Raw genomic sequence first — 13,141 nt, 5'->3', positions numbered from 1 at the left:
CCCCACAGCTGTTGAGCCACAGCTAACGCAACCACCGGCGCGGTCTCAGTGCGCAACACCCGAGGACCGAGGCGGGCGGCATGGAACCCGGCCGACTTAGCCTGATCGACTTCAGCGTCGGACAACCCGCCTTCCGGGCCGATCAGAAACGCCAGCGTCGCAGGCTTCGCATGACTCACCAACGGCTCAGCCACCGGGTGCAGGACCAGTTTCAACTCGGCGTCTGTCTGCTTCAGCCAATCCGCCAACAACACCGGCGGATGAATCACCGGCACCCGCGACCGTCCACATTGCTCGCACGCACTGATCGCCACTTGGCGCCAGTGCATCAGGCGCTTGTCGGCGCGCTCGTCTTTAAGGCGGACTTCGCAGCGATCGCTGAAGATCGGGGTGATTTCGGTCACGCCCAGTTCTGTCGCTTTCTGGATGGCCCAGTCCATGCGCTCGCCACGGGACAAGCCCTGGCCCAGATGGATCGCCAGCGGCGATTCAACCTGGCCGGCGAAGCTTTCGTCGATCTGCACCACCACGCGCTTCTTGCCGACTTCTACCAGCGTGGCGCGAAACTCATGGCCCGAGCCGTCGAACAGCTGCAACGCATCACCCTCGGCCATGCGCAGCACGCGGCTGATGTAATGGGCCTGGGCTTCGGGCAACTCATGCTCGCCGGTGCTCAGGGGGGCGTCGATAAAGAAGCGGGACAGTCTCATGCGGGTTCTCTTTAATTTGATCGTTCCCACGCTCTGCGTGGGAATGCCTCACCGGACGCTCCGCGTCCGCTTTTGGGACGCAGAACGTCCCCGGCTGCATTCCCACGCGGAGCATGGGAACGAGCGTCGTTCAATCAGCCCGGATCGCGAAAGCCGGGGTGGAAGTCCTTCGGCACCGCCACGCTGACGCTGTTGCGCGTGGCGATGTCGATGCCTTCGCTGGCGACTTCCGCCAGAAAGTCGATTTGCTCCGGTGTAATCACGTACGGCGGCAGGAAATACACCACGCTGCCCAACGGACGAAGTAAAGCACCCCGTTCCAATGCATGCTGGAACACCTTCAAGCCGCGACGTTCCTGCCACGGGTAAGCTTCTTTCGTAGCCTTGTCCTTGACCATTTCGATGGCCAGCACCATGCCGGTCTGGCGCACTTCCGAGACGTTCGGATGGTCGACGAGATGCGCGGTGGAGGAGGCCATGCGCTGCGCCAGGGCCTTGTTGTTCTCGATGACGTTGTCTTCTTCGAAGATGTCCAGCGTTGCCAGGGCTGCCGCGCACGCCAGCGGATTGCCGGTGTAGCTGTGCGAGTGCAGGAAGGCGCGCAGGGTCGGGTAGTCGTCGTAGAAGGCGCTGTAGACGTCTTCGGTCGTCACGCAGGCCGCCAGCGGCAGGTAACCGCCAGTCAGGGCCTTGGACAGGCACAGGAAATCGGGGCGGATGCCCGCCTGTTCGCAGGCGAACATTGTGCCGGTGCGGCCGAAGCCGACGGCGATCTCATCGTGGATCAAGTGCACGCCATAGCGGTCGCAGGCGTCGCGCAGCAGTTTGAGGTACACCGGGTGGTACATGCGCATGCCACCAGCGCCCTGAATCAGCGGCTCGACGATGACTGCCGCGACAGTGTCATGATTCTCTGCCAGGGTCTGTTCCATGGCCGCGAACATGTTGCGCGAATGTTCTTCCCAGCTCATGCCTTCCGGGCGCAGGTAGCAATCGGGGCTCGGCACTTTGATGGTGTCCAGCAGCAGGGCCTTGTAGGTTTCGGTGAACAGCGGCACGTCGCCCACCGACATCGCCGCCATGGTTTCGCCATGGTAGCTGTTGGTCAGGGTGACGAAGCGCTTCTTGTTCGGCTGGCCGCGATTGAGCCAGTAGTGAAAGCTCATTTTCAGCGCGACTTCGATGCAGGACGAACCGTTATCGGCGTAGAAGCACCGGGTCAGGCCTTCCGGCGTCATCTTCACCAGGCGCTCGGACAACTCGATCACCGGTTGATGGCTGAAGCCGGCGAGGATCACATGCTCCAGTTGATCGACCTGGTCCTTGATGCGCTGGTTGATGCGCGGATTGGCATGGCCAAACACGTTGACCCACCAGGAGCTGACAGCGTCGAGGTAGCGCTTGCCTTCGAAGTCTTCCAGCCACACGCCTTCACCGCGCTTGATCGGGATCAGCGGCAGTTGTTCGTGGTCTTTCATTTGGGTGCAGGGATGCCACAACACCGCGAGATCGCGTTCCATCCACTGTTTATTCAGGCCCATTTTCTGTCTCCTGGAGGCTACCCGTGACGTAGGCGGGTAAACAATCGCGCAAGCCTATGCAATGCGTCGCGCCGGGACAACCCATTGTGTCGATTGAGCTACTTTGTATAGGCCGATAGACGTTGCTGGCGGGCGTCCCAAGCCTGACGTATCCTTCGCGGTTCTTGGAGTCGACTGACTCGTAAAACTGCATTTTTCTCATGATTTCCGGAGTTCGCTGAATGTCTGTCGGTTGGCTACGCGCCTGTGCGCTGGTGATGTTGGGGCTGTTCAGCGTGTCTGCGCTGGCCAAGGATAAAACCGCGATCGTGATCGGCGGCGGGCTGTCCGGCCTGACCGCGGCTTACGAACTGCAGAACAAAGGCTGGCAGGTCACGTTGCTGGAAGCCAAATCGAGCCTGGGCGGTCGCTCCGGGATGGCCACCAGCGAGTGGATCGGCAACGACAAGGCCCAGCCGGTGCTGAACAAGTACGTGTCGACCTTCAAGCTGAGCACCACGCCGGCCCCTGAATTCGTGCGCACCCCAAGCTACCTGATCGATGGCGAGTACTTCTCGGCCGCTGATCTGACGACCAAGCAACCGGCCACCGCCGACGCGATCAAGCGCTACGAAAAGACCCTGGACGATCTGGCGCGCTCGATTGACGACCCGCTGAACCCGCTCGCTACCAACACGCTGCAATCGCTGGATTCGATCACCGTGTCCAACTGGCTCGACAAGCAGAACCTGCCGGCCACTGCGCGTCAGTTGATCAACCAGCAGATTCGTAGCCGCTACGACGAACCTTCGCGTCTGTCTCTGCTGTACTTCGCACAGCAAAGCCGTGTCTACCGTGGCATTTCCGATCGTGACCTGCGCGCTTCGCGATTGGTCGGCGGCAGCCCGGTGCTGGCCCAGGCGTTCGTCAAGCAACTGAAAACCATCAAGACCAACTCCCCGGTCTCGGCAATCATTCAGGACAAGGACGGCGTCACCGTCAAAGTCGACAACGTCGGGTATCAGGCTGACTACGTGGTACTGGCCGTGCCGCTGCGCGCGCTGAACAAGATCCAGATGACCCCGGCGCTGGACGCCCAGCACCTGGGTGCGATCAAAGGCACCAACTACGGTTGGCGTGACCAGATCATGCTCAAGTTCAAGACGCCTGTGTGGGAACCCAAGGCGCGCATGTCCGGCGAAGTCTTCAGCAACACCGGGCTGGGCATGCTGTGGATCGAGCCTGCCTTGAAGGGCGGCGCCAACGTAGTGATTAACCTGTCCGGCGACAACGCGCGGGTGATGCAGGCGTTCGGCGACAAACAGATGGTCGATCAGGTGTTGATCCGTCTGCACACGTTCTATCCACAAGCGCGTGGTTCGTTCACCGGTTATGAAATCCGTCGCTACAGCACCGACCCATCGACTGGCGGTGCCTACCTGGCCTTCGGTCCAGGCCAGATCAGCAAGTTCTGGCGTCTGTGGGAACGTCCGATTCAGCGTGTAGCCTTCGCAGGCGAACACACCGACACCTTGTACCCGGGCACTCTGGAAGGCGCATTGCGCACTGGCCAGCGCGCAGCCAGTCAGGTAGAAGACCTGGCGGCGGGCAAGTCGTTTGAACCGGCTAAAGTGGGCCCGGCAGCAACTGCGGCGGCGGCCGGCGCCGTGGCGGCGAAGAAAGGCAACTTCTTCAGCAACCTGTTCGGCGGTTCGGATGACGACAAGAAGCCAGAGCCGGTCAAGGCGCCTGAACTTGTCGCTCCACCAGCACCGACCCCAGCACCGGTCGTTGCACCGGCACCGGTTGAAGCACCGAAGCCTGCAACACCCGTGAAAGCCGAACCCGCCAAAAAGGCGCCGGCCAAAGCTCCGGCGAAGAAACCGGCAGCCAAACCCGAAACCAAAAAGGCTCCGGCGAAGAAAGCAGAGACCGCGAAGAAGCCAGCGGCCAAGCCCGCTACGACTCCGGTAGCGGATGCCAAGACGCAGTAAGCGTCGGGATAAAAAAAACGCGGCAGCAATGTCGCGTTTTTTTATGCCTGTAGAAAACCAAGGCCCTGAGTCGAATAAACACCGGGGGGCAGGTGTTCTTTAGTTGGACTTCATTTTTTCTCACACATTGGTCTTTAATCTTTCCTTAACACGCCTATTTCAAGCTCTTGATCGTATTTCTCGATATTTCAAAGCGAAATTTTCGGCTTTAATTCGATAGATAACTCGATAGTCTTGGGCCAGAACTTACAGGGACTTGGCAATGCAACTACGAAACTCTATCTCTCGCTACGGCTGGGTCAGCATCTTCATGCACTGGGGTGTAGCGCTGGCAGTGTTCGGTTTGTTCGGTCYGGGTCTGTGGATGGTCGATCTCGGCTACTACGACCCTTGGCGCAAGGCAGGACCGGATCTGCACAAGAGCATCGGTCTGATCCTGCTGGGTGTCATGGTGTTGCGTGTGTTGTGGCGCTTCATCAGCCCACCGCCGCCAACGCTGACCAGCTACAGCCGCATGACGCGCCTCGGCGCCATGTTCGGGCATGCTTTTCTGTATCTCTGTCTGTTCGCTGTGATGATTGCCGGTTACCTGATTTCCACCGCAGAGGGTGTCGGGATTCCGGTGTTTGACTGGTTTGAAGTGCCTGCACTGGTTTCCGGACTACCGGACCAGGCAGATAACGCGGGTGCGATTCATCTCTACCTGGCGTGGGCGCTGGTGATTTTTTCCGGTCTCCATGCGTTGGCAGCATTGAAACACCACTTTATCGACCGTGATGTGACCCTCAAACGAATGCTGGGCCGCAAGGCCTGAAGTTCAACTTACCCCCCAAGGAATACAAGACATGTTGAAAAAGACGCTCGCCGCTTTGGCAATCGGTTCCGCCCTGCTGTCCGCTAACGTGATGGCAGCTGACTACACCGTCGACAAAGAAGGCCAGCACGCCTTCGTTGACTTCAAGATCAGTCACCTGGGTTACAGCTTCATCACCGGCACTTTCAAGGACATCGACGGCAAGTTCAGCTTCGATGCTGCCAAGCCGGAAGACAGCAAGATCGAGTTCAACGTCAACACTGCGAGCGTTTTCACCAACAATGCCGAGCGTGACAAGCACATCTCCAGCAAAGACTTCCTGAACGCCAGCAAAGCCACGTTTGTTTCCACCAGCGTAAAATCCACCGGTAAAAACGCCGCTGGCAAAGACACTGCTGACGTGGCTGGTGATCTGACAATCCTCGGTGTGACCAAGCCAATCGTGGTCAAGGCTACTTTCCTGGGTGAAGGCAAGGATCCATGGGGCGGCTACCGTGCAGGCTTTGAGGGTACTTTCAGCCTCAAGCGTTCCGATTTCGGCAAGCAAAAAGACTTGGGCCCATCGTCCGATGCGGTTGAGATGTACGTGACCTTTGAAGGTGTGAAAGCGAAGTAATGCTGAGACCGTAGGAGCCGAGCTTGCTCGCGATAGCGCAATTGGCAACACCTGCAAAACCGAGGTGAACCCATCGCGGGCAAGCCTTGCTCCTACAGGTTTACGTTAGTGCATAAAAAATGCCCCTGATCGCGAGATCAGGGGCATTTTTTTATGGCAGGAAAAACTTAGCGGTTGCGGGTCAGCAATGCTGGTTTTTCGCCACGCGGACGGCCTGGCAGTTGATCAAGTTGCTCAGGAGTCGGGAAACGATCGGTTTTCGACTCCTTGTGAATGATCTTCGGCGCTGGACCGCGCGGGTTCTGCACGGCCGGTTCCGAACGCGGCTGATCGTCACGAGCGGGACGACGGTTGCGACCTTCTTCACGACGGGCCTGACCGTCACGTGGAGCGCCGCTGCGTGGACCGCTGCGCTTGGCTGGCGGCGTGCCGGTGGTGGCGCCGTCGCTGCTGCGCGGACCGCTTTGGCGACCCTGAGGCTTGCCGCCGGTACGCGGAGCAGCTGCGCCAGCGGCCGAACCCTGTGCCGGAGCACCCGGACGGCGGCCACGACCCTGAGCCGGTTTGGCTTGAGGAACGTAATCGACGCGGTTACCAAAGTTATCGATATCGTCGTCCAGGAACTCGTCTGGGGCACGGTCAGCCGAGGCAGCGCGTGGCGCCGGACGCTGTTGTTCGCGCGCCGGGGTGCCTTCGCGTGGCTTGTGTTCACGTGCCGGGCGATCACCGCGGGCCGTGGCGGCAGGTTTTTCCTTGCCGCCCTTGTCCTTGCCCTTGTCTTTACGACCGCCACCACCGCCGGTGCCGTTCGGGCCGTCGCCGCGCGGGCCACGTGGGTTGCGCGGGTTACGCACATCCGGACGCTCACGGACTTCAGGTTTCTCGGCTTCTACAGCGCTGGAGTCGAAGCCCATCAGGTCGCCGTCGGCGATTTTCTGCTTGGTCATGCGCTCGATGCTTTTGAGCAATTTCTCTTCGTCGGGCGCGACCAGCGAAATCGCTTCGCCCGAACGACCGGCACGGCCAGTACGGCCAATGCGGTGAACGTAGTCTTCGTCGACGTTCGGCAGTTCGAAGTTGACCACGTGGGGCAACTGGTCGATGTCCAGGCCACGCGCCGCGATGTCGGTGGCTACCAGAATGCGCACTTCACCGGCCTTGAAGTCGGCCAGGGCTTTGGTGCGAGCGTTCTGGCTCTTGTTACCGTGGATCGCGACAGCGCTGAGGCCGTGTTTGTCCAGGTACTCGGCCAGGCGGTTGGCGCCGTGCTTGGTGCGGGTGAACACCAGCACCTGTTCCCAGGCGCCATTGGTGATCAGGTGGGCCAGCAACGAGCGCTTGTGGCTGGCAGCCAGGCGGAACACACGCTGTTCGATACGCTCGACCGTGGTGTTCGGCGGCGTGACTTCAATGCGTTCCGGGTTGTGCAGCAGCTTGCCGGCGAGGTCGGTGATGTCCTTGGAGAACGTCGCCGAGAACAGCAGGTTCTGCCGTTTGGCCGGCAGGCGGGCCAAAACCTTCTTCACGTCATGGACAAAGCCCATGTCGAGCATGCGGTCGGCTTCGTCCAGCACGAGGATTTCCACGTGGGACAAATCGACGCTGCCTTGGCCGGCGAGGTCGAGCAAGCGGCCAGGGCAGGCCACCAGCACGTCAACACCGCGAGACATGGCCTGAACCTGCGGGTTCATGCCGACGCCGCCGAAGATGCAGGCGCTGACGAACTTCAGGTCACGGGCATAGAGCTTGAAGCTCTCGTGTACTTGAGCCGCGAGTTCGCGAGTCGGGGTCAGGACCAGTACGCGCGGTTGGCGCGGGCCGTGACGCTGGGATTTGTCCGGGTGACCGTTGGGGAACAACCGCTCCAGAATCGGAAGGGCGAAGCCGCCGGTTTTACCAGTACCTGTCTGAGCCGCGACCATCAGGTCGCGACCTTGCAACACGGCGGGAATAGCCCGCTGTTGCACCGGAGTAGGCTCGGTATAGCCCGCTGCCTCGATGGCGCGGACTAAAGCCTCGGAGAGACCGAGGGAAGCAAAGGACATGAGTAATCCTGTTTTAGTTAGGGCTTGGCCCAATGGGAGTCTTGCCTGGCGCGAATAGCGTTTAAGAGGAACGCAATCCCGTCCGGTCCTGCTGGAACTCAAAAGCTCGTCTGGAGTGCTCGCGCGGGCCGAAAGCTGCGCTGTAGCGGGGTCGAGATGCCTTGAACAAGTCCGAGCGTCCGGGCGTGAGCCTGGCGGGAACGCCGGAGTATAACAGAGCAATCACTGCGCGCCGCTTTCCTGCTGCTCAACGGTTTTTATAGGGTTCGCGTTGGCGGTGTCGGTGTTAAGGGCGGCACCGGGTTGCGCCCCGTATCGGGCGCTCAGTTCCGCGTAGGCGGGCTCGCGCTTGAAGCGCTTGAGTTCGGCGCCGAAACGCTGCACCAGCAAATCCATGCCGGCATTGCGACGTACCGCCAGAAACTGACTCTGGTGGCTGATGACGGTCGGATTTTCGGTGATCCTGTCGCGAATGCCCAATTCATCGAGCAAATGCTGGCCGACCCGGCGATCAGTGATCAGCAGGTCGATCCTCCCCCGTACCAGCTTGCCGAAATTAGCTTCATGGGTGGGCGCCGGTTCACGGATGAACAGCGGCGAGTCGCTGAAATCCTTGCTGTAGAGGTAGCCCGGTGAGGTGCCGATGGTCAGGCCTTTCAGATCGCTCAAGGTGCGAAACGGGTGGGGCCGCTCATTGGCGTAGAACATCACGAACTCGACTTCCGAGAGCGGTTCAACGGGATAGAGCAGGGTCGCGTCACGTTCGGCACTGTGGAAAATGTCCAGCGCGCCATCGGCCTGACCGGTTTCAAGCATCGACAGGCAGCGTTTCCACGGCAGGAACTGCCAGTCAACTTCGATCCCCAGGCGTTTGAAGACGATGGCTGTGGTTTCGTAATCCAGCCCCAGGAATTTGCCATTTTCCTCATAGACATAAGGCGCCCACGGTTCGGTGACAATGCGCAGCTTCTCGCCTTGGGCGGCAAAGCTCAGGCAAGTAAAAAGCAGAACTGTCAGAAATCGCGAAATCAGGGGCATGGCGTGAGATTACGACGAGAAACCATAAAGAGCCAGAAACTGGATCCGAAAGCTCTGGCACAAAGTAAATCCCATAAAAAAGGCCCTGGATTTCTCCAGAGCCTTTTCATGATGTTGCACTGTTTCAGCGCGGCAACTTCAGGTTGTTCCACACCGCCAGACTCGCTTCAGCCTGGTTCAGTGTGTAGAAGTGCAGGCCGGGTGCGCCACCTTGCAGCAGGCGTTCGCACATCTCGGTGATGACTTGTTCACCAAAGCCTTGAATGCTTTGGGTGTCGTCGCCGTAGGCTTCCAGCTGTTTGCGGATCCAGCGCGGGATTTCCGCACCGCAGGCGTCAGAGAAGCGCGCCAGTTTGCTGTAGTTGGTGATCGGCATGATCCCCGGCACGATCGGGATGTTCACGCCCATCGCCCGTACACGCTCGACAAAATAGAAGTAGCTGTCGGCGTTGAAGAAGTACTGGGTGATCGCACTGTCGGCACCGGCGTTAGCCTTGCGCACGAAGTTTGCGATGTCGTCTTCGAAATTGCGCGCTTGCGGGTGCATTTCCGGGTAGGCGGCGACTTCGATGTGGAAATAATCGCCGGTTTCTTCACGAATGAACTCGACCAGGTCATTGGCGTGGCGCATTTCACCGCTGGCCATGCCCATGCCCGAAGGCAGGTCACCGCGCAGGGCAACGATACGCTTGATGCCGGCGGCCTTGTATTGGGCCAGCAGGCCGCGCAAGTCGTCCTTGCTGTCGCCTACGCAAGACAGATGCGGTGCGGCAGGAACTTTGACTTCGCTTTCGAGCTGCAACACGGTGTTGAGGGTGCGATCACGAGTCGAACCGCCAGCGCCATAGGTGCAGGAGAAGAAATCGGGGTTGTAGGTGGCCAGCTGACGAGCAGTGGCGATCAGCTTTTCATGCCCAGCATCGGTCTTCGTAGGGAAGAACTCGAAGCTGTAGCGACGATCTTGGGACATGGAGGAAACCTCCAGCTACAAACCGCAAACCACAAGCTGCAAGAGAAGCGGAGGTGCGCTCGTCTCTTGTGCCTGGAACTTGCTGCCTGACACTGTTTTGGCAAATTGGGGCAAAGCGGCGGGCTTCGCGCGGCAAGCTCGGCTTTTGGCCTTTGCTTGCCGCTTGAAGCTCACAACTTGCAGTTGCTCTTAGTAGCGGTAAGCGTGCGGCTTGAACGGACCTTCGACGGTCACGCCGATGTAGTCGGCCTGGGTCTTGGTCAGTTGAGTCACAACACCGCCGAAACCGCGGACCATTTCCAGGGCCACTTCTTCGTCGAGCTTCTTCGGCAGCACTTCAACAGTCAGGCGCTCGGCTTTCTGGGCTGGCGACAGGTCGGCGTATTTCTGGCCGAACAGGAAGATCTGAGCCAGAACCTGGTTGGCGAACGAACCGTCCATGATGCGGCTTGGGTGACCGGTAGCGTTACCCAGGTTAACCAGACGGCCTTCGGCCAGCAGGATCAGGTAGTCATCGTTCTGGGCGTCGAACGCGCCCGGGCCGGTGCGGTGGATTTTGTGAACCTGTGGCTTCACTTCTTCCCACGCCCAGTTCTTGCGCATGAAAGCGGTGTCGATTTCGTTGTCGAAGTGACCGATGTTGCAGACTACGGCGCGCTTCTTCAGGGCTTTGAGCATGTTCGAGTCGCAAACATTGACGTTGCCGGTGGTGGTCACGATCAGGTCGATCTTGCCCAGCAGCGCTTTGTCGATGCTCGCTTCGGTACCGTTGTTGATACCGTCGATGAACGGCGAAACCAGTTCGAAACCGTCCATGCAAGCTTGCATGGCGCAGATCGGGTCGACCTCGGACACTTTAACGATCATGCCTTCCTGACGCAGGGACTGAGCAGAGCCCTTGCCCACGTCACCGTAACCGATGACCAGCGCTTGCTTGCCGGACAACAGGTGGTCGGTACCGCGCTTGATCGCGTCGTTCAGGCTGTGACGGCAGCCGTACTTGTTGTCGTTCTTGCTCTTGGTCACCGAGTCGTTGACGTTGATGGCCGGGATTTTCAGCTCGCCCTTGGCCAGCATGTCCAGCAGGCGGTGAACGCCGGTGGTGGTTTCTTCGGTCACGCCGTGGACGCGGTCGAGGATCGCCGGGTATTTCTTGTGCAGCAGCTCGGTCAGGTCGCCGCCGTCGTCGAGGATCATGTTGGCATCCCAAGGCGTGCCATCTTTGAGGATGGTTTGCTCCAGGCACCACTCGTACTCTTCTTCAGTCTCGCCTTTCCAGGCGAAAACCGCGATGCCCGCAGCAGCGATAGCGGCAGCGGCCTGGTCTTGAGTCGAGAAAATGTTGCAGGACGACCAACGTACTTCGGCACCCAGGGCAACCAGGGTTTCGATCAGCACGGCAGTCTGAATGGTCATGTGGATGCAGCCGAGGATTTTTGCGCCTTTGAGCGGCTGCTCACCAGCGTATTTACGGCGCAGACCCATCAGGGCAGGCATTTCGGATTCGGCGATGATGGTTTCGCGACGGCCCCAGGCAGCCAGGGACATGTCGGCAACTTTGTAATCGTTGAAATCTGCAGGCGTGTTGACAGCGCTCATGAAGAGCCTCCATTCGTAATGTATGCGAATGGGCGCCGTTGTGCGTTTAGTGTCTGACCGATAACGGTCAAGCAACGCCCCATCCGAGCCTGACAGGTCGAGCCTGCTGCAGCGCCCCTCGGACAGGTGGCGGGAAAACGGTATCAATGAATCGTTACCGTTTTGAAACGGTGGCGATTATAGCCGTGTGAGCGATACTTCCAAAGCGTTTCTGTTGGTCAATGTCTGAACGGTAATCGAGACCATAGTCTATGCGTAATAGAGCTCTAGGTCGGGCTCTGCCATGATGCCTCCCATCATTTGGCAAGACGCTCAGGAGTGAATATGAATTTCCACACCCGCAAATGGGTAAAACCTGAAGACCTCAACCCCAACGGCACGCTGTTCGGCGGTAGCCTGTTGCGCTGGATCGACGAAGAAGCGGCGATCTATGCCATCGTTCAACTGGGCAACCAGCGCGTTGTCACCAAGTACATTTCCGAAATCAACTTCGTCAGCGCCTCGCGCCAGGGCGACATCATCGAATTGGGCATCACCGCCACCGAGTTCGGTCGCACCTCGATCACCCTGACTTGTGAAGTGCGCAACAAGATCACCCGAAAAAGCATCCTCACCGTGGAAAAGATGGTGTTCGTCAACTTGGGCGAAGACGGCTTGCCGGCGCCGCATGGCCGCACCGAGATCAAATACGTCAAAGACCAGTTTCAGGATGACGTCGAGTAGGAGCCGAGCTCGCTCGCGATGACGTCTTTCGCATCACCGCCGCCACCGGGCTGAACCCATCGCGGGCAAGCCGTGCTCCTACAGGCGTGGTTTCGTTTTTCCGAACACTGAACAGCTCCGAACCACGCGTGTCGTACCTTCATGACACGCCACTGGTTCAGGAATGCTATGGATACCCCAAAAGACGGCAAGACCCCGAACCTTTCGGCTGAAGAAGAGCACGAAGTCGAAAAGAACCAGCCACCTCGTGCGGCGGTACTGCATGAAATCATCCGTACCCAAGGCGACCAGGAACTGGAGCGCAGCATTGCTGCGCTGTGGTGGTCGGCGCTGGCAGCGGGGTTGACCATGGGCCTGTCGTTGATGGGCATGGGTTTGCTCAACTCGCGCCTGCCGGACGGAGAAGGTTTCAAGGTGATTGCGAGCTTCGGCTATTGCGCCGGCTTTCTTGCCGTGATTCTCGCCCGTCAGCAACTGTTCACCGAAAACACCCTGACCGCCGTGCTACCGGTGATGACCAAACCGACACTGGTTAACGTCGGCCGACTGCTGCGGCTGTGGACGGTGGTGCTGGTGGGTAATCTGTGCGGCACGTTGTTGGTGGCGTATGTGATGCTGCATTTGCCGATTTTCGACAGTAAAACCGACCTGGCCTTCCTTGAAATCGGGCGCAAGGTCATGGAAAACCACACCGGCCAAATGTTCGCCAAGGGCATTGTCTCCGGCTGGATGATCGCCACTATGGTCTGGATGATTCCGTCCATGGAAAGCGCGAAGCTGTGGATCATCATCCTCATCACCTATTTCATGGCGCTGGGAGACTTCACCCACATCGTCGTCGGGTCGGCCGAGGTGTCTTACCTGGTGTTTGCCGGCGAGTTGCCGTGGAAGGATTTCTGGCTGGTGTTCGCCGGGCCGACGCTGGCGGGAAATATCATCGGCGGCAGCTTTATCTTTGCCCTGATCAGCCATGCGCAGATCCGTAGCGAGAGCGGGCCACCGAAGAAGGATGCGGATCAGGCGCCGGATTCACGCAAACGCGAAGAGGAGTAAAGACAGGTGCATCGCGTCAACTTCATCGCGAGCAGGCTCACTCCTACAGGGAAGGGCGC

At 59.3% G+C, this 13,141-nt stretch carries 11 protein-coding genes and 1 riboswitch; of the genes, 5 read left to right on the top strand and 6 right to left on the bottom strand.

Annotated elements, in window-relative coordinates:
• Together AC1D2P_RS09550 and AC1D2P_RS09545 are read right to left on the bottom strand one after the other, a co-directional pair.
• A partial coding sequence (locus AC1D2P_RS09550) for a 16S rRNA (uracil(1498)-N(3))-methyltransferase (protein WP_477811405.1) occupies positions 1-710 on the bottom strand: 710 nt, incomplete at its 3' end.
• A gap of 134 nt (positions 711-844) precedes the next feature.
• Positions 845-2,251 carry an adenosylmethionine--8-amino-7-oxononanoate transaminase gene (locus AC1D2P_RS09545; RefSeq protein ID WP_109785613.1) on the bottom strand — a complete coding sequence of 469 codons (1,407 nt, stop codon included), beginning with the start codon at positions 2,249-2,251 and terminating at the stop codon, positions 845-847.
• A gap of 221 nt (positions 2,252-2,472) precedes the next feature.
• Here AC1D2P_RS09545 and AC1D2P_RS09540 point away from each other — a divergent pair, with 221 nt between their 5' ends.
• From AC1D2P_RS09540 to AC1D2P_RS09530, 3 genes are all read left to right on the top strand, one after another.
• Positions 2,473-4,224: a flavin monoamine oxidase family protein gene (locus AC1D2P_RS09540; protein ID WP_109785612.1), complete on the top strand. Its 1,752-nt coding sequence runs from the start codon at positions 2,473-2,475 to the stop codon at positions 4,222-4,224.
• A gap of 262 nt (positions 4,225-4,486) precedes the next feature.
• The gene (locus tag AC1D2P_RS09535; RefSeq protein ID WP_477811404.1) at positions 4,487-5,038 is read left to right on the top strand and encodes a cytochrome b; all 552 of its coding nucleotides are present in this window, start codon (positions 4,487-4,489) and stop codon (positions 5,036-5,038) included.
• Between the two features lie 31 nt (positions 5,039-5,069).
• Complete coding sequence (locus AC1D2P_RS09530; protein ID WP_046029788.1) at positions 5,070-5,654, top strand: YceI family protein; 585 nt, start codon at positions 5,070-5,072, stop codon at positions 5,652-5,654.
• A 167-nt stretch (positions 5,655-5,821) separates the two neighbouring features.
• On the opposite strand, the gene AC1D2P_RS09525 is transcribed toward AC1D2P_RS09530, so the two are convergent.
• The 4 genes from AC1D2P_RS09525 to ahcY all read right to left on the bottom strand — a co-directional run bounded on the left by AC1D2P_RS09525 (position 5,822) and on the right by ahcY (position 11,306).
• A complete protein-coding gene (locus AC1D2P_RS09525) occupies positions 5,822-7,699 on the bottom strand; it encodes an RNA helicase RhlE2 (protein ID WP_077431122.1) in 1,878 nt (625 codons plus the stop codon).
• Between the two features lie 222 nt (positions 7,700-7,921).
• Positions 7,922-8,737 carry a substrate-binding periplasmic protein gene (locus AC1D2P_RS09520; RefSeq protein WP_109785611.1) on the bottom strand — a complete coding sequence of 272 codons (816 nt, stop codon included), beginning with the start codon at positions 8,735-8,737 and terminating at the stop codon, positions 7,922-7,924.
• A 124-nt stretch (positions 8,738-8,861) separates the two neighbouring features.
• Complete coding sequence (gene metF, locus AC1D2P_RS09515) at positions 8,862-9,707, bottom strand: methylenetetrahydrofolate reductase [NAD(P)H] (RefSeq protein WP_109785610.1); 846 nt, start codon at positions 9,705-9,707, stop codon at positions 8,862-8,864.
• Positions 9,708-9,896: 189 nt separating this feature from the next.
• On the bottom strand, positions 9,897-11,306 hold the full coding sequence (ahcY, locus tag AC1D2P_RS09510; RefSeq protein WP_109785609.1) for an adenosylhomocysteinase: 1,410 nt from the start codon (positions 11,304-11,306) through the stop codon (positions 9,897-9,899).
• Positions 11,307-11,329: 23 nt separating this feature from the next.
• Positions 11,330-11,432, bottom strand: a riboswitch (S-adenosyl-L-homocysteine riboswitch).
• A 198-nt stretch (positions 11,433-11,630) separates the two neighbouring features.
• Here ahcY and AC1D2P_RS09505 point away from each other — a divergent pair.
• Entirely contained in the window at positions 11,631-12,029 is a 399-nt protein-coding gene (locus AC1D2P_RS09505; protein ID WP_046029793.1) for an acyl-CoA thioesterase, read from the top strand.
• A gap of 168 nt (positions 12,030-12,197) precedes the next feature.
• Positions 12,198-13,082, top strand: a complete 885-nt coding sequence (locus tag AC1D2P_RS09500) for a formate/nitrite transporter family protein (protein WP_109785608.1) — start codon at positions 12,198-12,200, stop codon at positions 13,080-13,082.
• The last annotated feature ends 59 nt before the right edge of the window (positions 13,083-13,141 follow it).

Source organism: Pseudomonas sp. P1_F1_2 (assembly GCF_056405815.1).
Note: the sequence above shows the minus strand (reverse complement) of the source record. Positions and strands in the feature narration are given on the sequence as shown.